Origin of the sequence: Nocardioides sp. NPDC000445 (genome assembly GCF_040300245.1) — a bacterium.
GTDB lineage: Bacteria > Actinomycetota > Actinomycetes > Propionibacteriales > Nocardioidaceae > Nocardioides.
This window is the reverse complement of sequence record NZ_JBEPDH010000007.1, coordinates 17247-37835: the sequence shown is the minus strand read 5'-3', so window position 1 is coordinate 37835 and position 20589 is coordinate 17247. Positions and strand designations below refer to the sequence as shown.

The window sequence follows — 20589 nt, the reverse complement described above, 5'->3', positions numbered from 1 at the left end:
CGCTCTGGACCTCCGCCACCATGCCACCAGATCCCTCATTCATCTCGAAGCTCTTCAGACCACTCGTTGAAGAACATCACCATGTCGGGCACAGCGTCCTCGTCGAGCGGGAACTGCCGGGCGTTGATCTGATTCACCATGCTCGCCGTCTGACCGAACATTCGTCGGTCGAAGCCTAGGTCCCGCTCAGCCGCTAGCTCAACCAGTTTCGGCTCTCCGAACCGTCGAGCCAGTGCGGCCCATGGCTACGCGGCTTCCCGAAAGTCCGTGACGGCGCTCTGCCACGCCTGACGGATCTCCGGAGGCACGAACATGTCGTCCCACATCTCGACCAGCTGGCCGCCGTCGACATAGTCGACAAGAACCGAAGGGGTCGCCTCGAGCATGAGCATTCGATACGCGAGGGCTCGGTCGTTCCAGTCGGCCAGGTCGAACGTGCCGCCTCCGTCCGACCAATGGACGCTGTGCGGCAGCGTCACGGTAGCGGTGGCTCGCTCCGGGGCAAGACGCCATAGGCGGTTCGGCACTGCAAGCGGTCGCCCGATCCGGCTCATCACGGTCCGGAAGGAGACCAGCCCGCTCGGCGTACGCACCATCTCGATCGGATCTGGCTCGTCGGAGACCTCGAGCCCGACGGCCCGCATCACGTCGGCAACCTTGCGGAGCTCGGCGCGGCCGTGGCCGGCCTCGAGCTCGATGACGAATCGGCGGCCGACACCCGCGAGCTCGGCGAGCTCGGCCTGTGTCAGGCCGAGCGTCTTGCGCACGCTGCGCACGAGCTCGCCGATCTCGCCTGGGGACATCGTTGCCATGTCCCCAGCGTACGCTCAAATGTTCCCGACTGGGAACATTCAGGACTGAGTGGCGACTCTGTCCTCGAGCAGGCGGTCGTCGATGTCGCCCGTCTCGCCGTGGGAGGCGGCGGCGCGGCCGACGATGAAGACGTACGCGAAGAAGGCGAGCTCGGCGAGGATGCCGATTCCGACGCGGGCCCAGGTGGGGAGGGGTGAGGGGGTGACGAAGGCCTCGATGATGCCGGAGATCAGGAGCACGACGATGAGGCCGAGGGCGATGCCGGCGGCGGTGCGGCCCTCGCGGGCCATCGACTGCCCGCGGGTCAGCGAGCCGGGGTCGATCCAGGACCAGAAGATACGCAGCCCGACGGCGCCGGCGACGAAGACGGCGGTCAGCTCCAGCAGCCCGTGAGGAAGGATCAGGCCCCAGAAGAGGCCGCCGCGGTCGTGGCGGTGCATCAGGGTGCCGAGGATCGCCAGGTTGGAGATGTTCTGGAACATGGAGTAGATCACCGGCAGCCCGAGCACACCCAGGGCGATGCAGATGAACGAGACCCAGACGTTGTTGACCCAGACCTGGGTGGCGAACGACGAGGCCGCGTGCTCGCTGTAGTAGCCCTCGATGTCGTGCTCGACCAGCTGCTTGACCTGCTCCGGCCCGAGCAACGACTGCTCGACCTCCGGGTGGCGCAGCAGCCACCAGATCATGACCGCGGTGACCACGATGTTGGCCACCATCATCCCCAGCCACCACCAGCGCAGGCGGTAGAGCGCGGCCGGGAAGCGATGCGTGAAGAACCGCAGGAACCCCGACCAGGTGCTCGTCCGGGTGCCGGTGGTGCGGTTGCGGGCAGCGGCCAGCAGCACCGAGAGATGCTGGACGGCCGTCGGGTCGGGGGCGTTGCTGCGTACGACCGAGAGCTGGGTGCTCACCCGCTGATAGAGCTCGACCAGCTCGTCGGCCTGGGCACCGTTCAGCCGGCGCTCGGCCAGCAGCTGCTCGAGCCTCGTCCGGTCGGCGGCGGTAGCGGCCAGATACGCGTCGAGATCCACGCCCGCAGCGTACGCTGACCGCCATGACCTCCGCGCCGCAATCGCCCGAGCGACGCCCCCAGGAGCAGCGCCCCCAAGAACGGGAACTGCTCACCGACGACGATCTGATCACCGGAGACGCGGTCGCCCTCGACCTACCGGCCGCCGGGCTGGGGATGCGGCTGCTGTCGGGCCTCATCGACGTAATCGTGGTGATGGCGCTGCTGATCGTGACGTTGTTCGTCTTCATGACCGCCGCTCCCGCGACCGACGAGGCCCTGGCCTGGGCTGCCTACATCGCGGCCACCGCCTCGGTCCTCGTGGTCTTCCCGACAGCCATCGAGACGCTCACCCGTGGGCGCTCGCTCGGCAAGCTCGCGCTCGGTCTCAGGATGGTGCGCGACGACGGCGGGGCGATCAGCTTCCACCATGCGTTCGTACGCGCCCTGATCGGCGTCGTCGAGATCTACGCGACCAGCGGTGCGGCCGCGTTCCTCACCGCGATGATCCACCCGCGCGGCAAGCGGCTGGGCGACATCGCGGCCGGAACGTACGCCATCCGCGTGCGGGTGCCGCTGCGTCCCCCGGCACCGATCCAGATGCCCCCGGGGCTCGCTGCCTGGGCCTCTCGCGCGGACGTCGCCACCATCCCGGTCGGACTGTCCCTGGCGGTGCGACGGTTCCTCTCCGGCGAGGTCGGCACCTACACCGACCCGGTCCGCCGCCACGCCCTCGCCGAGCGCCTGGCGACCCACATGCAGACGTACGTCGCCCCCGGCCCACCCCCCGGCACCCCACCGGAGGCCTACCTGGCCGCCGTGCTCGCCACCCGGAGGGATCGTGATGCAGCGAGGCTGGCTCGCGACGAGGAGCTCCGGGCGCGGCTCACCGCGCGCTAGGACGTCTTGAGGCGCTTGGCGCTGAGGCCGACCGCCTTCAGCTCCAGCTCGGCCAGCCTTGCCACCACATTGGCGTCGCCGTCGCGCCAGGCCCTGACCGGGTCGTCGCTGATCTTGACCAGCTTGTGCAGGGGCTGGGTCGCCATCGCGCGCAGCGCCACCAGATCGGCGCCGGTGCCGGCCTCCAGGAACCGCTGGGTCGAGGTCGCGTTGCGGATGAACCGCCACCGCAGCGGTACGTAGATCATCAGCCACATCAGCACCGGGACGACAACGACCCCGACGGCGAGCCAGATCGCGAGGGTGGACACAGCGTCGACTTGGGCCTCCCCCGCTGCACGGAGCTGGTCGGCGGCCTTCGCGGCACCCTCGAACGGGACCGCGATGCCGTCGTTGACCAGCGGCAGGTCATCGACCTTCCCGGCCGCCTCGAGCATCTTCGCGGAGAGCGAGGTGCCGGCGTCGTCCATCTTCTCGCCGGGTACGGCGAGCGCCGAGACCATCTCGTGGACGAACCTGCCGAGGAGGACCCACCCGGCGATCCACACCACCGTCAGCAGGTCGGCGAGCAGCTGGGCGGCGAGGCGTGGGGGCCTGTCGGCGTACAACTTCATGCCGCTGATCTTCGCGGTTCCGCGCCTACAGATCAGTCACGACACGGGTAGTTCGGGTCAACGCCGGTAGAGCAGGTCGGTGATGACCCGGTCCTTGGCCAGTCCCTTGCGCTCGAACTTGGTCACCGGGCGCTCGTCCCAACGCTCGACGACACCACCGCTCAGCAGCTGCTCGGCGTCGAGGACCTCGACCATCTGCTCGGCATACTCGACCCAGTCGGTCGCCAGCCGCCAGATTCCGCCGGGAGCCAACCGCTCCGCGATCATCCGCGCGTTGGTGGGCGTCACCAGGCGCCGCTTGTGGTGGCGGGTCTTGTGCCACGGGTCGGGGAAGAACGTCCAGATCTCGCTGACCGAACCCGGCTCGACCAGATTCTCGAGTGTCCAGAGCGCGTCGACGCTGCAGAACCGAACGTTCGTCGCGCCTGCGGCGCCCACGCGGGCGAGGCTCTCCGCGACACCGGGGCGCCATACCTCCAGCGCCAGGATGTTGGCCTCGGGACGGTTGGCCGCCAGCACCGCGGTCGCCTCTCCCACGCCGCCGCCGATGTCGACGATCAGCGGGGCCTTGCGACCGAACCAGCTCTCCAGGGAGAAGCCGGGCTCGTCGACCGCCTCGTCGGGGATGACCCACTCCGCGGCGTACGCGTCCCAGGCCTTCTGCTGCTTGGCGTCCAGGCGGCTGCCGCGGCGGGTGTAGGTGAGGACCTCGCGGACGGTGCGGCCGTCGTCGAGGAGCTTCTGGTGGGGCCGCGTAGTGCGTACTGGGTGGTTTGGGTCTGTCATTTCTTCTTGCCTTGGTCTCGTGGCGCGCCGACGCGGCGCAATCCGGTCCTCGCTTCGCTCCGGTCCGTTTGCGCCGAGTCAGCGCTTTCCTAAGCATCAAGGAGCATCTGTCTAACGCGAAGGACCCCCTTCGCCTTTCGGCTCCGGGGGCCCTTCACGTTAGTCAGACGATCACTTGATGATCTTCGTAACCCGACCCGCGCCGACGGTGCGACCGCCCTCACGGATAGCGAACTTCAGACCCTCGTCCATCGCGATGGGCTGGATGAGCTCGACCGACATCTCGGTGTTGTCACCCGGCATGACCATCTCGGTGCCCTCGGGGAGGGTCACAACGCCGGTCACGTCCGTGGTCCGGAAGTAGAACTGCGGACGGTAGTTGTTGAAGAACGGGGTGTGACGGCCACCCTCCTCCTTCGAGAGGATGTAGACAGAGCCCTCGAAGTTGGTGTGGGGGGTCGTGGTGCCCGGCTTGATGACAACCATGCCGCGCTCGACGTCCTCGCGCTTGGTGCCGCGGAGCAGCAGCCCGACGTTCTCGCCGGCCTGACCCTCGTCGAGCAGCTTGCGGAACATCTCGACGCCGGTGACGGTCGACTTCTGCGAGGTCTCGCGGATGCCGACGATCTCGACCTCCTCGCCGACCTTGACGATGCCGCGCTCGATACGACCGGTGATGACGGTGCCACGACCGGTGATCGTGAAGACGTCCTCAACGGGCATCAGGAACGGCTTGTCGGTCTCACGAGCCGGGGTCGGGATGTAGTCGTCGACGGCCTGCATGAGCTCGGCGACCGAGTCCATCCACTTCTGCTCGCCCTGCAGGGCGGGGTAAGCGGCAACGCGCACGACCGGGAGGTCGTCACCCGGGAACTCGTACTCGCTGAGGAGCTCGCGCACCTCCATCTCGACGAGCTCGATGAGCTCCTCGTCGTCGACCATGTCGCACTTGTTGAGCGCGACGACGATCGACGGCACGCCGACCTGGCGGGCCAGGAGCACGTGCTCCTTGGTCTGCGGCATCGGGCCGTCGGTGGCGGCGACCACGAGGATCGCGCCGTCCATCTGCGCGGCACCGGTGATCATGTTCTTGATGTAGTCCGCGTGACCCGGGCAGTCGACGTGAGCGTAGTGACGCGACTCGGTCTGGTACTCGATGTGCGCGATCGAGATCGTGATCCCGCGCTGGCGCTCCTCGGGGGCCTTGTCGATGTCCTCGAACGCGAACTCCGGGTTCAGGTCCGGGTACTTCGCGTGCAGCACCTTCGAGATCGCCGCGGTAAGGGTCGTCTTACCGTGGTCGATGTGACCGATGGTGCCGATGTTGACGTGCGGCTTGTTCCGCTCGAACTTCGCCTTAGCCACTGTGGGCTCCTCCTGGTGTGATTTTCTTACTGACTCGTACTGAGTGGTGTTGCTGCCGAAGTCCCTGGACGGGCGACCCGAAGGTCACTCGCCACGGGCCTTCTTGATGATCTCGTCGGCGACGTTCGTGGGAACCTCGGCGTACGAGTCGAACTCCATCGAGTACGACGCCTGACCGCTGGTCTTGGACCGGAGGTCACCGACGTACCCGAACATCTCGGACAGCGGGACGAGAGCCTGGACGACCATGTCGCCGTGGCGCTCCTCCTGCGAAGACACCTGGCCGCGACGGGAGTTGATGTCACCGATAACGGTGCCGAGGAACGCCTCAGGGGTCGTCACCTCGACGGCGAACATCGGCTCCAGCAGGACGGCCTTCGCCATGCGCGCGGCCTCCTTGAAGGCCTGGTTGCCGGCGATCTTGAAGGCGAGCTCGGAGGAGTCGACGTCGTGGTAGGCGCCGTCCTCGAGCGAGACCTTCACATCGACCATGGGGAAGCCGGCGAGAATACCGAACTCCATGGCGTCCTGAGCACCCTGGTCGACCGAAGGGATGTACTCCTTCGGCACGCGACCACCGGTGACGTTGTTGGCGAACTCGTAGCCCGCACCCTGGCCGGTCTCCTCGTCGATGTTGGGCTCGACGGAGATGACGACCTTCGCGAACTGACCCGAACCACCGGTCTGCTTCTTGTGGGTGTAGCTGTGGTTCTCGACCTTCTTGCGAAGCGTCTCGCGGTAGGCGACCTGCGGCTTGCCGACGGTGGCCTCGACCTTGAACTCGCGCTTCATCCGGTCGACGAAGACCTCGAGGTGGAGCTCGCCCATACCAGCGATGATGGTCTGGCCGGTCTGCTCGTCGGTCTTGACCGTGAAGGTCGGGTCCTCCTCGGTGAGGCGCTGAATCGCCGTACCGAGCTTCTGCTGGTCACCCTTGGTCTTCGGCTCGATGGCGACCTCGATCACGGGGGCCGGGAAGCTCATCGACTCGAGGACGACCGGGTTGGACGGGTCGCACAGGGTGTGACCGGTCTTGGTGTCCTTCAGACCCATGACGGCCACGATCTGGCCGGCGCCCACCGAGTTGATCTCCTCACGCTTGTTCGCGTGCATCTGGTAGATCTTGCCGATGCGCTCCTTGCGGCCGTTGATCGGGTTGACCACGGTCGCACCCGCCTCGACCTTGCCGGAGTAGACGCGCAGGTAGAACAGCTTGCCCAGGTGCGGGTCGGAAGCGATCTTGAAGACCAGGCCGGAGAACGGCTCGTCCTCGGAAGGCTTGCGAGAGACCTCGAGCTCCTCGTCCTTGACGTCGTGGCCGATGATCGACTCGACATCGATGGGCGAGGGCAGGTAGTCGACGATCGCGTCGAGCAGGGGCTGGACGCCCTTGTTCTTGAACGCGGTGCCGGTGAGGATCGGGTTGAGCTTGTCGGCGAGGGTCGCACGACGGATGGCGGCCTTCAGGGTGGGAACGTCGAAGACGTCGCCCTCCTCGAGGTAGACCTCCATGATGTCGTCGTCGGCCTCGGCGAGGGTCTCGACGAGCTTCTCGCGCCACTCGGCGGCCTTGTCGGCCATGTCGGCGGGGATGCCCTCGACGACGTAGTCCTCACCCTGCTGGGTCTCGCCGCGCCAGACCTTGGCGTTCATCTCGATCAGGTCGACGACGCCGATGAAGTCGGACTCGGCACCGATCGGCAGCTGCAGCACCAGCGGGGTGGCGTGCAGCTTGTCGACGATGGAGTCGACGACCATGTAGAAGTCGGCACCGGTGCGGTCGAGCTTGTTGACGAAGCACATCCGCGGGACGGCGTACTTGTTCGCCTGACGCCACACGGTCTGCGACTGCGGCTCGACACCGGCGACACCGTCGAAGACGGCGACAGCACCGTCCAGGACGCGCAGCGAGCGCTCCACCTCGACGGTGAAGTCGACGTGCCCCGGGGTGTCGATGATGTTGATCTGGTGGTCCTTCCACCAGCAGGTGGTCGCGGCGGACGTGATCGTGATGCCGCGCTCCTGCTCCTGCTCCATCCAGTCCATCGTGGCTGCGCCCTCGTGGACCTCACCGATCTTGTACGAGATACCGGTGTAGAACAGGATGCGCTCGGTGGTGGTGGTCTTACCGGCATCGATGTGCGCCATGATGCCGATGTTGCGGACCACATTGAGGTCCGTGGTGATGTCGACGGCCACTGTCTTCAGCGTTCCTTAAAGAGATTGTCTTCGGTCTGGATGGGCGGGGTGCCCACATTGTGCGGCAGGTGGTTCCTGAGCTTGTCGAAGGGCACCCCGCCGTACGTCACCAGCGGTAGTGCGCGAAGGCCTTGTTGGACTCGGCCATCTTGTGGGTGTCCTCGCGCTTCTTCACAGCGGCGCCGAGGCCGTTGCTCGCGTCGAGGATCTCGTTCATCAGGCGCTCGGCCATCGTCTTCTCACGACGGTCCTGGGCGTAGCCGACGAGCCAGCGCAGCGCGAGCGTGGTGCCACGCGTGCCCTTGACCTCGACCGGAACCTGGTAGGTCGCGCCACCGACACGGCGGGACTTGACCTCGATGGCCGGCTTCACGTTGTCCATGGCGCGCTTGAGCGTGACCACGGGGTCGGTGCCGGTCTTCTCACGGCAGCCCTCGAGCGCGGTGTAGACGATGCGCTGCGCGACCTGCTTCTTGCCGTCCTGCAGGACCTTGCTGACGAGCTGGGTTACGAGCTGCGAGCCGTAGACGGGGTCGACGACGAGCGGACGCTTGGGAGCGGGACCCTTACGAGGCATCTCACTTCTCCTTCTTGGCGCCGTAGCGGCTCCGGGCCTGCTTGCGGTTCTTCACGCCCTGGGTGTCGAGCGAGCCGCGAATGATCTTGTAACGAACACCGGGGAGGTCCTTCACACGACCGCCGCGGACGAGCACGATGGAGTGCTCCTGAAGGTTGTGACCCACACCCGGGATGTAAGCGGTGACCTCGACGCCGGAGGAGAGACGCACACGGGCGACCTTCCGGAGGGCGGAGTTCGGCTTCTTCGGGGTGGTGGTGTAGACGCGCGTGCAGACGCCACGGCGCTGCGGCGATCCCTTGAGGGCAGGCGTCTTCGACTTCGTCGCCTTGTCCTCGCGGCCCTTGCGGACCAGCTGGTTGATTGTGGGCACCTCGGTGGTTCCCCTTCTTTTCTGCTCTCACTACGCGGCGCTCTGCCGCGAAGGATCCAATGTTGTGCGTCCAGGTGGTGCGATACCAACTGGTCCCGCCTCGCCCCCGAGGTCGGGCGTGTCGCCCTTACCTCAACGCACAAGTGGGCGGATCTTTCGAACCGAACCCCGTACTGAGGGCGCCGAACCCGGGTCCGAGACCTATCTCTCGAGCTTGTTCCGGGCACGCGCGACGGCCTGGTTGTCCCAGACACGCTTCAGAGGCTACCCGGCGGCTTGAGAGGGGGTCAAAACGGCCCGGATACCACCTCTGAGTGCGGCAAGGAGCAGCACCCCCGCAAGCGTACCCAACAACACCAGAGCGCCACTCGCGTACAGGGTCGTGCGGGCGCCGAAGTGCTCGCCGACGAAGCCGATGAGCGGGGCGCCCAGCGGGGTGCCGCCCATCAGGACGGTCATGTAGATCGCCATCACCCGGCCGCGGAACTCCGGGGCCGCCTCGGTCTGCATCGTGGCGTTGCAGGCGTTGAGGGTCGTGATCGTGAAGAAGCCGAGCACGGGCGAGATCAGGGCGAAGAGGGCGTACGTCGGCATCAGCCCGGACACGATGACGGTGAGGCCGAACCCGGTCGCCGCCAGCACGATCAGCCTGAGCGGGATCCGGGTGCGGCGGGCGCCGAGCAGGGCGCCGGAGAGCGAGCCGATGGCCAGGACGGTGCCGAGCAGGCCGTACTCGCTGGCACCCTTGCCGAACTCCTCGGTCGCCATCAGCGCCGAGGTGATCGGGAAGTTCGCGCCGAAGGTGCCGACGAAGAAGATGATCACCAGGACCATCAGCATCTTGGGCTGCGTACGGATGTAGCCGATGCCCTCGCGCAGCATCCCGCTCCGCCGGGCGACGGGGTCGGGCGAGTGCAGCTCGGCGGTGTTCATCCGCTGCAGCTGGCCGATCACGGCGAGGTAGGAGACGGCGTTGATGAGGATCACCCAGCCGGTCGCCTCGGGGCCGCTCCCCAGCGAGCCGATGAGGAGCCCGGCCAGCGCCGGCCCGATGAGGCGGGCGAGGTTGAACGAGGCCGAGTTGAGGCCGACGGCGTTGGTGAGGTCGTCGGGGTGGACCATCTCCGAGACGAACGACTGCCGGCCCGGGCCGTCGAAGGCGGCGCCGGTGCCGAAGAGGAACGCGATCACGTAGACCATCCACACCTCGGCGTGGCCGCTCACCGCCAGCACCCCGAGGAGCAGCGACATCAGGGCCATCCACCCCTGGGCGGCCTGCAGCAGGCGGCGCTTCGGGAAGCGGTCTGCGATGACCCCGGCGTAGGGGCTGAGCAGGAGGATGGGCAGGAACTGCAGGCCGGTGGTGATACCGAGTGCCGCTCCCCCGCCGCCGAGGCTCAGGACCAACCAGTCCTGGGCGATGCGTTGCATCCAGGTGCCGACGTTGGAGACGACACTGCCGGCTAGGTAGAGGCGGTAGTTGTGGCTGCGCAGGGAACGGAACGTGGGACTCAACTGGTGGCTATTCTCTCCATGATCGAAGCGGCTGTGCGGAGGGCGGCGAGCTCGTCCGCATCGAGGTCGACGAGCTGCTGGGCGAGCCAGGCGTCCCGGCTGAGCCGGTCCTTGCGTACGGTCCGGCGGCCCTTGTCGGTGATCGAGACCAGCACCTGGCGGCGGTCGGTCTCGCCCTGGCGGCGGACAACGTAGCCGCCCTCCTCGAGGAAGTTGACCATCCTGGTCATGCTCGGCGGCTGGACGCGCTCGCGCCCGGCGAGGGCGCCGAGGGTCATCTCGTCGCATGCGTACAACGCCCCGAGCACCGCCATCGACCCCAGGGAGAGGTCGTTGTCAGGGTGGCGCTCGTTGGCCAGGCGGCGGCGCATCCGCATGACGGAGGTGCGCAGCACCGAGGCGACCTCGGGGATGTCGGAGGCCGCGTCGGGCGCGGAGGCTGGCTGTGCGGTAGGCATGTCGGTAAGCATAACTGCTTACCGGCGCTAACTATTCCGGGAAGAGACGGCGCCCGGGCGAGGGCGCCGTCACAGCGTCAGGACATCGCGGCGAGCATCAGGATGTCGTCGCGGCTGTAGGTGCGGCCGGGGTGCTCCTCGGCGAGGTGCTCCTGCACCTTCTCGACCAGCTCGTCGTCGGTCTCCGTGCGGAAGTTGGTGCCACAGGGGCAGCGGAGCGAAGCCATCAGGGACCTCCCAGGTCGTCAGCGTTTCCACCCAACCCTACCGGCTCGTGGTGACCTACTAGATTGGATGCCATGAGCGACCAGTACCGCGACGACGACTATTCCGGCACCTACCCGGAGCAGCAGTACGACGGGTACGACGGCGACTACTACGCCGAGGCTCAGTCCGACGATGGGCACGGCTACCCGCAGGACTACGGTTACGACGAGCCGCCTGTCGAGGAGCCGGTCCAGGCCGTCCCCGAGCCGAAGATCGAGCTCGTCGACCAGGACGGCATCCGTGCCTTCGAGCTCGCCACCCTGGGCTGGCTGGTCGGGTTCGTCGCCCTGCTCCCCTTCTGGGGTCTGCTCAACGACCGCGGCTGGACCTGGTGGATCTGGACCTGCCTGGCCGCCTTCGGCATCGGCGCGATCGGCATCGAGCTGACTCGGCGCCGCAAGGCCCGCCGGCTGCGCGCCGAGGGCCTCGCCTAGAACCGCTCGGCTAGAAGGGCTCGGCGTCGTCGCTGATCGTGTCGAAGACCGGGTCCGGCAGCGGCTGCGGCTCGTGCTTCTTCGCCAGCCGCACCTCCGAGTGCGCACCGCACCCGTGGTTGAGGCTGACCACCTTGCCGTCGTCGTTGGCGTCGCCGTTGGCGCAGACACCGAAGCTCGTGGCCAGGTGGCCGGTCAGCCGGACCAGGAAGCCACAGCTGTGGCACTGGTCGGGGGCTGCCTGCGCGAGCGGCGCCTCGGGGCCGCCGTCACCGGCGTACCACCGCTCGGCGGCGGCGTCGAAGCCGGAGATGGACAGGGTCCGGACACGGCCGAGGCCGAGATCCTTGGCGACCTCGCGCACCTGAGCCTTCTCATCGGCGTCGAGCGGGTCGTCACCGAAGGCGTACGTCGGGACCAGCCGCGCGTCGTCGTCCTCGACCGGGAGCAGATCACCGGGCGAGAGGTCGCCCGGCTTGATCCGTTCGCGGTAGGGCACCCAGGCCGGCGCGACGATCGCGGCGTCACCGGGGACGAGGACGACCTCGTTGATGGTCACCGGAGCATCGACACCGAATCCCGGGCCGTCGAGCGAGGGCACGGTGACGAGCGTGACCGACCAGTGCCACCCGACGTAGCCCTTGCGGGTGCAGGCGAACAGGTGGGTCACGACGCCCGGGCCAGCACCCTTCTCGACCACATGGCCGAGATGTTCTCCGACGTCACCGGCTGGCACGTCGGACAGGAGCGCGGCGCGGGCCTCGTCGACGGCAGCGACGGCCGTCGCATCGGCGTACGGGGTCGTGATCACGGACCACATCTTCACCCACATGCGCCTCAGGTGCCACTTCGGGGTCACCTTGCGCCACCACAACCTGAACTTCAGCACAACGCGTGATCCTCCCAGACGTACGCCTCTACTGCACAGTCATGACAGTCCTTGAAATGGCCGACACCCGCCGGAGCGTGGCTACGGCGGGTGTCGGTGACGCTTGGCTACTGAAGAGCGCGCGTGGAGACCATGGAGAGGACGTACTCGACGAGCGAGATCAGCGTCGCCTTGGTCGACTGACGGTCGCGAGCGTCACAGGTGACGATCGGGATGTCCGGGCGCAGAGCCAGGGCCTCGCGGATCTGCTCCGGCTTGTAGGCCTGGTTGGCGCCGAAGACGTTGTGGGCCACCACGAACGGCACGTTGCGGGACTCGAAGTAGTCGATCGCGCCGAAGGAGTCGGCGAGGCGACGGGTGTCGATGAGCACCACGGCGCCGATGGCGCCCTGGGTCAGGTCGTCCCACATGAACCAGAAGCGGTTCTGACCGGGGGTGCCGAACAGGTAGAGGATCAGGTCGGAGTCGAGGGAGACTCGACCGAAGTCCATCGCGACCGTGGTCGTCTTCTTGTTGGGCACTGCGGAGAGGTCGTCGACGCCGGCGGTCGCCTGCGTCATCACGGCCTCGGTCGTCAGGGGGACGATCTCCGAGACGGAGCCCACGAAGGTCGTCTTACCAACGCCGAACCCGCCGGCGATGACGATCTTCGCAGACATCGTCGCCTGCTTGGAGTCGGTGGTCACTGCATTACTCCTGTCAAAGCTTCCTCAGGCCGGACAGCACGCGCTCGAGGAGAGCGGTGTCCGGGGCGTCCGGGACCTTGCTGGCGTGCACCTGCACCACGCCGCGCTCCGCAAGGTCACCGATCAGGACTCGGGCGACACCCAGGGGCACCCGGATGAGCGCCGCGACCTCAGCGACGGAACGGCTCTCGCGGCAGAGCTCTGCGATCGTCCGCTCCTCGGGCGACCGGACGTAGCCGTCGATCACGTAGCGGTCGGTGATCACCAGTGCTTCCATCGGGAAGACGCGCTTGGGTTGCGTGCGGCCACGGGTCAGGGCATAAGGCCTGACCAGCGGCGGCGGTTCGGATGCGTGGTTGCTCACGATCTCGGTCCTAGGGTCGGGGCACTGATCAGGCGCCGGTTCTGGTATCGGGGGTGAGGGCGGTGGCAACACGCGAGATCAACAGCTGCATCTGGTAGCCAACCTGTCCCAGATCGCAGTCGGGGGCGGCGAGGGCAGCAAGGCTGGAGCCCTCACCAACCGCCATGAGGACCAGATAGCCACCGTCCATCTCGATGACCATCTGCTGGACATTACCCGCCGCGAAGCACCGAGCTGCTCCCTGGGTAAGACTGGTGAGACCGGAGGCGATCGCCGAGAGCTGGTCGGCCCGGTCCGGGGGGAAGTCGACGGAGCTGGCCATCGGCATGCCATCAGCCGACACCAAGATCGCGTGCGCGATGTCAGGGGTGCGCTGGGTCAGGCTGTCGACAAGCCAGTCCAGTCCTGCGGGGGCCGTTGTCACTGCTGCTCCTCACCTTCGGGGTTGCTTTCCGCATCAGCGGGGTTGTTGCGGGCGCGGCTGACGCCCTTCTGGAAGCTGGACATGCCACGGGTGCGGCGCGCGTCCATGTTACGCGGACCTGATGACGGTGGTGTGACCGAAGGGGCAGCACCTGGGATCAGGTTCTGTCCCGGGACACGAACAGGGAGGCCACCCTGGGTAACCGTCGCCGGCTCCTGCTCCTGCAGCTGCTCCAGCTCCTGCGCCCGGCGCCAGCCCTCGTCGCCCGGCGAGGACCAGGTCATCGGCGTGGTCGGCTCGTCGTCCTGCGCGACCGGCTCGTCGGCCGGCTCGCCCGCGGGGGCGGCCGCCGGACGGGCCGCGTCGGGCTTGGGTCCCGGACCGGCCTTGGCGGCCGGGGCGATCGGGTCGCTGAGCGGGTCGCCCTTGGACTCCATCGCCCGGCGCGCGCCGAGCGGGCGACGACGGGTGAACCACTCGGACTGCAGGTCGTCGAAGATCGAGCTGCCCTCGTCGTCGAGGATCGGAACCTCGGTCGTCGAGTCGAGCGGGTTCGGCGAGTTGGTCGGCTCCGGAGCCATCGGGCCCATCGGGCCCGGGGCGATCGCGTCACCGGCCGGACCGAACGGGTCGTCGTCGGGACCGAAGCCCGGCGGCGGCGTACGCGGCGTGGTGCGCTCGTTGGGGCGCTCGAAGGTGCGGAACGCGCCGGTGTCGGTGCCGAACGGGCTGCCGCCCTGCGCGCCCGGGTCGCGACGCGGAAGCTCGCCGGTCTCGGTGCTCGGGTCGAAACGACCGTCGGGGAAGCGCGCGGCCAGGTCCTCGGCCTTGCGAACCGGCAGCATGTTGGACAGGAAGTTCTGCTGCTGGCCGCTGGGGTTCTGCTGCGGGGCCGGCGGCTGGTTGGCGCCGAACGGGTCGCCGCCGAACGGGTCTCCCCCGTACTGCGGCTGGCCACCGCTGAACTGCTGCGGCTGCGCCGGGAAGCTGCCCGTACGCGCGCCCGGACCCTCGAAGCCCGGGTCACCCGGCATCGGCGGGACACCACCGAAAGCGGGCTGCTGACCCGTCTGCGGTCCGCTCTGACCGAAGCCGTTGTGCTGGCCCGAGTGTCCGTTGGCACCCTGCTGGAAGGCCGACGCACCGCCGTTGGAGAGGTTGGGGTGGTTGGACGCACCAGGCGTACGGCTCGGCAGAGCCGGGGGTGCCGCGGCAGAGGCCGCGGGCGCCTCCGGCGCCGGAAGAGCACCGACCGGTACGTCGTAGGGGTTGCCACCTGCGTACGGCTGGGCGTCGTAGGCGGGCATCCCGTACTGCATCTCGTAGGGAAGCTCGCCGGTGGTCGGGTAGGCGCCGGTCTGCTGGCCGTAGCCGCCCTGCTGGAAGGCGTAGGCGTCGAAGCCCTGCTGCTGGCCGGACGGGGCCTCCGCGTGAGCGCCGACGATCGTGGTGACCGGCATCTCGACGCGCGCGACCACACCGCGGGGGCGGTTCGGAACGAGCTCGATGTAGAGGCCGTGACGCGCCGCCAGGCGCGCGACCACGACCAGACCCATCATCCGGGCGACGTCGGCGTCGAGGCCGGTCGCACGGCGCAGCTTCATGTTGGCCGCGTCGAGCTCCTCCGGCGTCATGCCGATACCGAGGTCCTCGATCTCGACCAGCAGCGGCGCGGCGGGGCCGGCGCGGAAGGTGCGGATCGTGACCGCGGTGTCGGGCGGGGAGAAGTTGGTGGCGTTCTCGATCAGCTCCGCGAGCAGGTGCACGAGGTCACCCGCGATCGCGCCCTCGAACTCGGCGTTCTCGTCGGAGTCGATGTCGACCCGGGCGAACTGCTCGATCTCGGAGGCCGCGGCACGGAGGACGTCGAGGACCGGCACCGGGCCACGAGCCGCGTGGCCGATCTCGCCACCGGCGAGGACCAGGAGGGACTCGTCGTTGCGGCGCATTCGGGTGGCGAGGTGGTCCAGGCGGAACAGGTTCGCGAGGTCGTCGGGGTCCTGCTCGTTGGCCTCGAGCTGGTCGATGAGCTGGAGCTGGCGCTCGACGAGGCTCTGCGAACGACGGGAGAGGTTCATGAACATCTTGTCGACGTTCGTACGCAGCTCGGCCTGCTCGCCCGCCAGCCGGATCGCCTCGACGTGGACCGCGTCGAACGCGTCCGCGACGTCGCCGATCTCGTCTCGACGCGCGATGTCCAGCGGCTCCACATGGGTATCCACCGGGCCTTCGGCCTGGTTCATGTAGGCGACTCGCTCGGGCAGGTCGTGGTTGGCCAGGTTGTAGGCCAGGCGACGCAGCTGGCTCAGCGGCGACAGGATGGAGCGGGCCGCGACCAGACCGACGGCGAGGGCGAAGATCAGAACACCGAGAACGAGGAGACCGATGATGATGGCGTCTCGGGTCGCGTCGCTCTTGATCTGCTCGACGTCGTCGCTGATCTCCTGGGCGGTCTGGACGATCATCTTCTGCAGACCACGGATGAACTCCGTGCTGGCCTGGGTGTACTCGTCCGGGCTCATCTTGACCCGGTCCGTGCTGCCGCTGGAGATCACCTGGTTGACGACCCGGTGGGCGGGAGCCCCCACAGAACCCTGGTCGGTGGTTTCGTTGGTCAGCTCGTCGAGCTGCTGGCGGATGTCGTCGGACGTCTTGGCGTAGTAGTCGGCCGTGGACAGGCGCCACTTGGCCTCGGCGCGGGCGAGCTCGGCGAACTGCTCGTCGGTCAGGACGTCCGGGTTGACCTCACCCTTGCTCTCCGCGACCGCCTTCTTGCTCAGCGCCTCCATCATGATCACGCGCTCGACGCCCATGGCCTCCGAGGCGGGGCGCACGTTGCTGATCGCGGCGATCTTGGAGAAGACCTCGTCGTTCTCCAGGGTCGGCATCTGCGCCGAGATCCCGAAGAGGTTGTTCATCACGGTCGTGTAGGCCAGCTGGGCCTCGACCGCGGTGTCCCGCTCCTGGATCTGGGCACGCAGGTCGTCGATGCCGTTGAGGGCCTGCTGGATCTCGACGATGCTGTTCTCGAGGTCCTTGTCGTCGCCGGCGTCGATCTCCTTCGCCTTGGCGCTCCAGGCCTCGATCGACTCGTCGGTCTTCTGCTGCAGCGGCCGCATGACGACCTCGGGTACGCCTGCGAGCGCACCGTCACGCTCGAACAGGATGTTGATCGCGAGTTCGTAGGTGTCAGGCAGTGCCTGGGCGACAGTCTCGGCCTGGCGTGCTTCCGCCTGGGCTGAGAGGGCGCGCGAAATGCTCAACCCGCCGAACACCATCGCCGCGATGGTCGGGATGAGCAGCACGAAGATGAGGCGCGCTCGAATTCCCTGCCAGGGCTTACGTTCCGGACGGTGGGTTGTGCTTGCGTATGGCTCGGCCATTACTCCCTCTCGTGGCCATGTCACATCATTCCCGAGAGGCATGCACCGTCTGTGGTGCATACCCCAGTCCCCCGCCGCGAAGTCTGCTGGCACCCGGGCGTACCTGTCTGCAGTCTTTGGCGACGCAAACTTACGTCATAAGTGGTCTCGATTACCAATGGTGTACGAAATCATTTGCAAATCTATGGAGGGGTAGGCGGAGTATAGGCCCCACCCGCACGAGGGACGACATGGCGAGCCATCCGTGGATGCCGTCGGCGCCGGAGAGGGGAATACCTCACGCGTCCCTGGGCGCTGAGGACTAGGCTCTCCCGCGTCGGCCGTCACAGTCGCCGGGCGACGTACGTTTGAAGCGCTGATGCGCGAGGAAGGGGCAAGCTGCCGTGCCTACTGGCAAGGTCAAGTGGTTCGACGCCACCAAGGGCTTCGGGTTTCTGTCGCAGGACGACGGTCCGGACGTGTACGTCCACGCCGACGCGCTCCCCGAGGGCGCTGCCAAGACCTTGAAGGCCGGCACCCGGGTGGAGTTCGGCATCGCCCAGGGGCGCCGCGGTGAGCAGGCGCTGTCGGTGACCATTCTGGAGCGCTCCCCGTCCGTCGCCGGGCGTCAGCGTGCCGCCAAGCGCCGCAAGCCCGAGGAGATGGAGCTGATCGTCGAGAACGTGATCAAGCTCCTCGACGACATCCGCGACGGCTACGCCCAGGGCCGCCCGCCCACGCGCGAGCTGGCCAAGAAGGTCTCCCCCGCGCTGCGCCAGATCGCCGACGAGTTCGAGCTCTAGATCCAGCTCAGGTCGGGGATCAGGGTCTGCACGCCGACCACCAGGCCGGCGAGGTTCACCGCCAGCAGGACGAGGATCCAGAGCACCGACGGGATGCCGGTCAGGCCGGCGAGCTGGTCGGGGTCGGAGCCGCGGCGGCCTCGCTCGCCGCGGCCGAGGAGCTCCAGGAGCGGCCTCGGTGAGGCGAGCAGGAGCAGCCAGGTGACCAGCGTGGCGACGATGGTCTGGAGGCGGCCGTCGGCGTACCAGCTGATCGCGCCCAGCGCCGCGCCGAGCACCAGCAGGACGACGAGGCCGTAGCCGTTGCGCACCCACAGCAGCAGCACGAGCATCGCGGCCACCAGGAGCCACAGCAGCCCCAGGGCGTGACCCGCGGCGAGCATGGTCGCGCTGAGCAGGCCGAGGAGCGCCGGGGCGAGATAGCCGGCGGCGAGCATCGCCACCATCCCCGGCCCGGACGGCTTTCCGCGCGAGAGGGTCACGCCCGAGGTGTCGGAGTGGAGCTTGATCCCGGCCAGGCGCCTGCCCACCAGGACCGCGACCACGGCGTGCCCGGCCTCGTGGACCACGGTGACGCCGAGGCGTACGGTGCGCCAGGTTCCCCGCCACACGACCAGCACCAGGGCGACGACGCCGGCGCCGATCAGCCAGGGCGCTTCGGGGACGGTCTGGGTCGCCGTGATCGTGTCCCAGAACTCCCTCACGCCGCCACCTCCGTAGCGCAAGCGCCAGAATACGGAGGCAACGGCGTGTTGTGTTCGTGGTTCACTCGCTGACGCTCGCTCACTTGACTGCCTTCTGGTTCATCGATCCGGAGCGGAAGCCCCGTGGGTCGATCTCCGCGGCGGGGAATCCTGCGTCGGTCACTGTCTTGAGCACCTCGTCGGCATGGTGGGGGTCGAGAGGCAGGAGGGTAGCGGACAGCTCCACGGTGGCCTTCTCCCCGTGGTCACGCACGCGCAGGTCCACCCTGGCGGCGTCGTGGCCGCGGGCGGCCAGGACGCTGCGTACGCCCTGCTCTGCTCTCTCCACGCGCGCGAGGCGCCTCGGGGTGACCTCGAGGCCATAGGCGATCCGGCTGGAGAGGCAGGCCGCGGCCGGCTTGTCCCAGGTCGGCAGCTCCCAGCGGCGCGAGGCCTCGCGAATCTGCGCCTTGGTCAGCCCGGCGTCCTTGAGCGGCGTGATCGCACCACGCTCGGCGGCCGCGCGGATGCCGGGCCGGAGGCCGTTGAGCCCCTCGAGGGCGTCGTCGGCGTTGGTGCCGGTGGCCACGTGGGCCAGGCCCAGCTCACGAGCCAGCGGAACGAGGGTGTCGAGCAGCTCCGCCTTGCAGAAGAAGCATCGGTCGGTGCCGTTGGCCCGGTAGCCCTCCCGCTCCATCTCGTGGGTCTGCGGGGTGATGAGGCGTACGCCGAGACTCTTCGCGAACTCGGCGGCCGGGTCTCTCTCCGCGATCGGAAGACTGTGCGAATAGCCGGTCGCGGCGGCGACGTTGTCGCTGCCCAGAGCCCTGGCGGCCGCCGCCAGGAGGAAGGCGCTGTCGGCACCGCCGGAGAAGGCGACCAGCACGCTTCCCCGAGTCTTGAGATCCGCTTCGAGAGCGTTGAGCCGTGGGTCGAGGTCGGACACGCTCCGACCCTATCCGCGGGCTCCACGCGTGTTCGTGGATCGGCGCCGGGAGACCAGGACCACCAGCACGACCACGAGCACGATCACGATGACGACGAGGACGCTCACGACCGCGAACGTGAGGACCAGCGCGACGAGCGCGGTGCGGGTCGCATCGTCGCGGTCGGCCCGCGCCTCCTCGGCGATCTCCTCGGCGGAGGCGATGAGCACCTCCCGCAGGCCGCGCATGAAGTCGTTGCTGGACGCGACGTACGACTCCAGGGTCAGCGCCGTGCCGCTACCGGCGATGACCTCGTTGACGGCCTGGTGGGCCGGCACGCCGGTGGCACCCTCCGTGGCCGTGCCGTTCGTCAGCTCGTCGAGACGTCGACGCTGGTCCGCCGACGACCCATCGTAGAAGGCGGCGAGCGAGCGCCGCAGTCCCGCCTCCGCCTCGGTGAGCGCCGCGATCTCGTTGTCGCTCATCTGCTTCGCGACGGTCGGCGGCGAGCTGGCGAGTACGGCCATCATGATCGCGCGCTCCTGGCCCAGCGCCTCCCATGCCTCGCGCAGGTGGCCGATCGCGTCGATCGACGAGGCGGCCCGGCCATCGCCCGGGTTCGGCAGCTCGTCGGCGATGCTGAACAAGTCGTTGCTCAGGGCGGTGTATCCCTCCGTCCCCTTGGCGCGATCGTCCAGCATCTGCGTACGCAGCCCATCGATGCCATCGACACCTTCGGCCACCCGGGCGAGCGTCGCGTCGAGCTCCTTGTCGCCGCCGTCGATCTCCTGCACCCGAGCGCGCCACCCCTGCGCCGACTCGTCGGTGGCCTGCTGGATCGGCCGGAGCACGACGGGAGGTACGCCGGCCGCCACCGCATCGCGTTCGAAGGACAGGTTGGCCGCGAGGTCGAACGTCTCCGGGAGGGCCTCGGCGAGCGTCACGGTCCGCGCACTGGGTCCCGCCTGACTGGTCGCCCTCGAGACGCCCAGATAGCCGAGGACTCCTGCCACGATGGCGACGATCACGGCCAGGGCCAGGACGGTCCAGATCGCCCACGGGCCCTTCTCGGCACGCTCATGGGTCGGGGATTCCAGTGTGTTGGTCATGACGCCCCTCGGGTCCGGATGAGTGAGGAA

23 protein-coding genes are annotated in these 20589 nt (G+C 68.1%); 3 read left to right on the top strand and 20 right to left on the bottom strand.

The window, feature by feature from the left end; translation table 11 throughout:
* Positions 1-35: 35 nt before the first annotated feature.
* The 3 genes from ABT304_RS11060 to ABT304_RS11050 all read right to left on the bottom strand — a co-directional run bounded on the left by ABT304_RS11060 (position 36) and on the right by ABT304_RS11050 (position 1847).
* Positions 36-161 (bottom strand): hypothetical protein, encoded by a 126-nt coding sequence (locus ABT304_RS11060; RefSeq protein ID WP_350715149.1) that lies wholly within the window; start codon positions 159-161, stop codon positions 36-38.
* Between the two features lie 84 nt (positions 162-245).
* Entirely contained in the window at positions 246-812 is a 567-nt protein-coding gene (locus ABT304_RS11055) for a helix-turn-helix transcriptional regulator (RefSeq protein WP_350715148.1), read from the bottom strand.
* 39 nt (positions 813-851) lie between these two features.
* Positions 852-1847 (bottom strand): stage II sporulation protein M, encoded by a 996-nt coding sequence (locus ABT304_RS11050; RefSeq protein WP_350715146.1) that lies wholly within the window; start codon positions 1845-1847, stop codon positions 852-854.
* A 23-nt stretch (positions 1848-1870) separates the two neighbouring features.
* Between ABT304_RS11050 and ABT304_RS11045 the strand changes: the two genes are divergently transcribed.
* Positions 1871-2725 (top strand): RDD family protein, encoded by an 855-nt coding sequence (locus tag ABT304_RS11045; protein WP_350715144.1) that lies wholly within the window; start codon positions 1871-1873, stop codon positions 2723-2725.
* Here the strand turns inward: ABT304_RS11045 and ABT304_RS11040 are convergent.
* The 9 genes from ABT304_RS11040 to ABT304_RS11000 all read right to left on the bottom strand — a co-directional run bounded on the left by ABT304_RS11040 (position 2722) and on the right by ABT304_RS11000 (position 10839).
* Positions 2722-3339: a hypothetical protein gene (locus ABT304_RS11040; RefSeq protein ID WP_350715142.1), complete on the bottom strand. Its 618-nt coding sequence runs from the start codon at positions 3337-3339 to the stop codon at positions 2722-2724. The genes ABT304_RS11045 and ABT304_RS11040 overlap by 4 nt on opposite strands.
* A 57-nt stretch (positions 3340-3396) precedes the next feature.
* Complete coding sequence (trmB, locus tag ABT304_RS11035) at positions 3397-4125, bottom strand: tRNA (guanosine(46)-N7)-methyltransferase TrmB (protein ID WP_350715140.1); 729 nt, start codon at positions 4123-4125, stop codon at positions 3397-3399.
* A gap of 171 nt (positions 4126-4296) precedes the next feature.
* On the bottom strand, positions 4297-5490 hold the full coding sequence (gene tuf, locus ABT304_RS11030; RefSeq protein WP_141806232.1) for an elongation factor Tu: 1194 nt from the start codon (positions 5488-5490) through the stop codon (positions 4297-4299).
* 84 nt (positions 5491-5574) lie between these two features.
* Complete coding sequence (fusA, locus tag ABT304_RS11025) at positions 5575-7689, bottom strand: elongation factor G (RefSeq protein WP_350715139.1); 2115 nt, start codon at positions 7687-7689, stop codon at positions 5575-5577.
* 106 nt (positions 7690-7795) lie between these two features.
* Positions 7796-8266 (bottom strand): 30S ribosomal protein S7, encoded by a 471-nt coding sequence (gene rpsG / locus ABT304_RS11020; RefSeq protein ID WP_008360967.1) that lies wholly within the window; start codon positions 8264-8266, stop codon positions 7796-7798.
* Position 8267: 1 nt separating this feature from the next.
* On the bottom strand, positions 8268-8639 hold the full coding sequence (gene rpsL, locus ABT304_RS11015) for a 30S ribosomal protein S12 (protein WP_008360965.1): 372 nt from the start codon (positions 8637-8639) through the stop codon (positions 8268-8270).
* A 264-nt stretch (positions 8640-8903) separates the two neighbouring features.
* Positions 8904-10154, bottom strand: a complete 1251-nt coding sequence (locus tag ABT304_RS11010) for an MFS transporter (protein WP_160026982.1) — start codon at positions 10152-10154, stop codon at positions 8904-8906.
* Complete coding sequence (locus ABT304_RS11005) at positions 10151-10612, bottom strand: MarR family winged helix-turn-helix transcriptional regulator (RefSeq protein ID WP_350715136.1); 462 nt, start codon at positions 10610-10612, stop codon at positions 10151-10153. Before ABT304_RS11005 ends, ABT304_RS11010 begins: the two co-directional genes overlap by 4 nt.
* A gap of 77 nt (positions 10613-10689) precedes the next feature.
* Positions 10690-10839, bottom strand: coding sequence for a DUF1059 domain-containing protein (locus ABT304_RS11000; RefSeq protein WP_350715135.1), 150 nt, complete (start codon positions 10837-10839; stop codon positions 10690-10692).
* Between the two features lie 72 nt (positions 10840-10911).
* Here ABT304_RS11000 and ABT304_RS10995 point away from each other — a divergent pair, with 72 nt between their 5' ends.
* Complete coding sequence (locus ABT304_RS10995; RefSeq protein WP_350715133.1) at positions 10912-11313, top strand: DUF2530 domain-containing protein; 402 nt, start codon at positions 10912-10914, stop codon at positions 11311-11313.
* A 10-nt stretch (positions 11314-11323) separates the two neighbouring features.
* Here ABT304_RS10995 and ABT304_RS10990 read toward each other — a convergent pair whose 3' ends face one another.
* The 5 genes from ABT304_RS10990 to ABT304_RS10970 form a co-directional block, all read right to left on the bottom strand.
* On the bottom strand, positions 11324-12145 hold the full coding sequence (locus tag ABT304_RS10990) for a DUF3027 domain-containing protein (protein ID WP_350715450.1): 822 nt from the start codon (positions 12143-12145) through the stop codon (positions 11324-11326).
* Between the two features lie 164 nt (positions 12146-12309).
* Positions 12310-12888 (bottom strand): GTP-binding protein, encoded by a 579-nt coding sequence (locus ABT304_RS10985; protein WP_008360949.1) that lies wholly within the window; start codon positions 12886-12888, stop codon positions 12310-12312.
* Between the two features lie 13 nt (positions 12889-12901).
* The gene (locus ABT304_RS10980) at positions 12902-13252 is read right to left on the bottom strand and encodes a DUF742 domain-containing protein (protein WP_008360948.1); all 351 of its coding nucleotides are present in this window, start codon (positions 13250-13252) and stop codon (positions 12902-12904) included.
* A gap of 28 nt (positions 13253-13280) precedes the next feature.
* Positions 13281-13676, bottom strand: coding sequence for a roadblock/LC7 domain-containing protein (locus ABT304_RS10975; RefSeq protein ID WP_008360946.1), 396 nt, complete (start codon positions 13674-13676; stop codon positions 13281-13283).
* Positions 13673-16981: a sensor histidine kinase gene (locus ABT304_RS10970; protein ID WP_350715132.1), complete on the bottom strand. Its 3309-nt coding sequence runs from the start codon at positions 16979-16981 to the stop codon at positions 13673-13675. The genes ABT304_RS10975 and ABT304_RS10970 overlap by 4 nt, the downstream gene beginning before the upstream one ends.
* A gap of 461 nt (positions 16982-17442) precedes the next feature.
* On the opposite strand from ABT304_RS10970, the gene ABT304_RS10965 reads away from it, so the two are divergent.
* Entirely contained in the window at positions 17443-17841 is a 399-nt protein-coding gene (locus ABT304_RS10965; protein WP_160026974.1) for a cold shock domain-containing protein, read from the top strand.
* Here the strand turns inward: ABT304_RS10965 and ABT304_RS10960 are convergent.
* The 3 genes from ABT304_RS10960 to ABT304_RS10950 form a co-directional block, all read right to left on the bottom strand.
* The gene (locus ABT304_RS10960) at positions 17838-18545 is read right to left on the bottom strand and encodes a M50 family metallopeptidase (RefSeq protein ID WP_350715130.1); all 708 of its coding nucleotides are present in this window, start codon (positions 18543-18545) and stop codon (positions 17838-17840) included. The genes ABT304_RS10965 and ABT304_RS10960 overlap by 4 nt on opposite strands.
* A 79-nt stretch (positions 18546-18624) precedes the next feature.
* Positions 18625-19470, bottom strand: coding sequence for an ATP-dependent sacrificial sulfur transferase LarE (gene larE, locus ABT304_RS10955; protein ID WP_350715128.1), 846 nt, complete (start codon positions 19468-19470; stop codon positions 18625-18627).
* Positions 19471-19479: 9 nt separating this feature from the next.
* Complete coding sequence (locus tag ABT304_RS10950) at positions 19480-20559, bottom strand: nitrate- and nitrite sensing domain-containing protein (RefSeq protein ID WP_350715127.1); 1080 nt, start codon at positions 20557-20559, stop codon at positions 19480-19482.
* Positions 20560-20589: the final 30 nt, after the last annotated feature.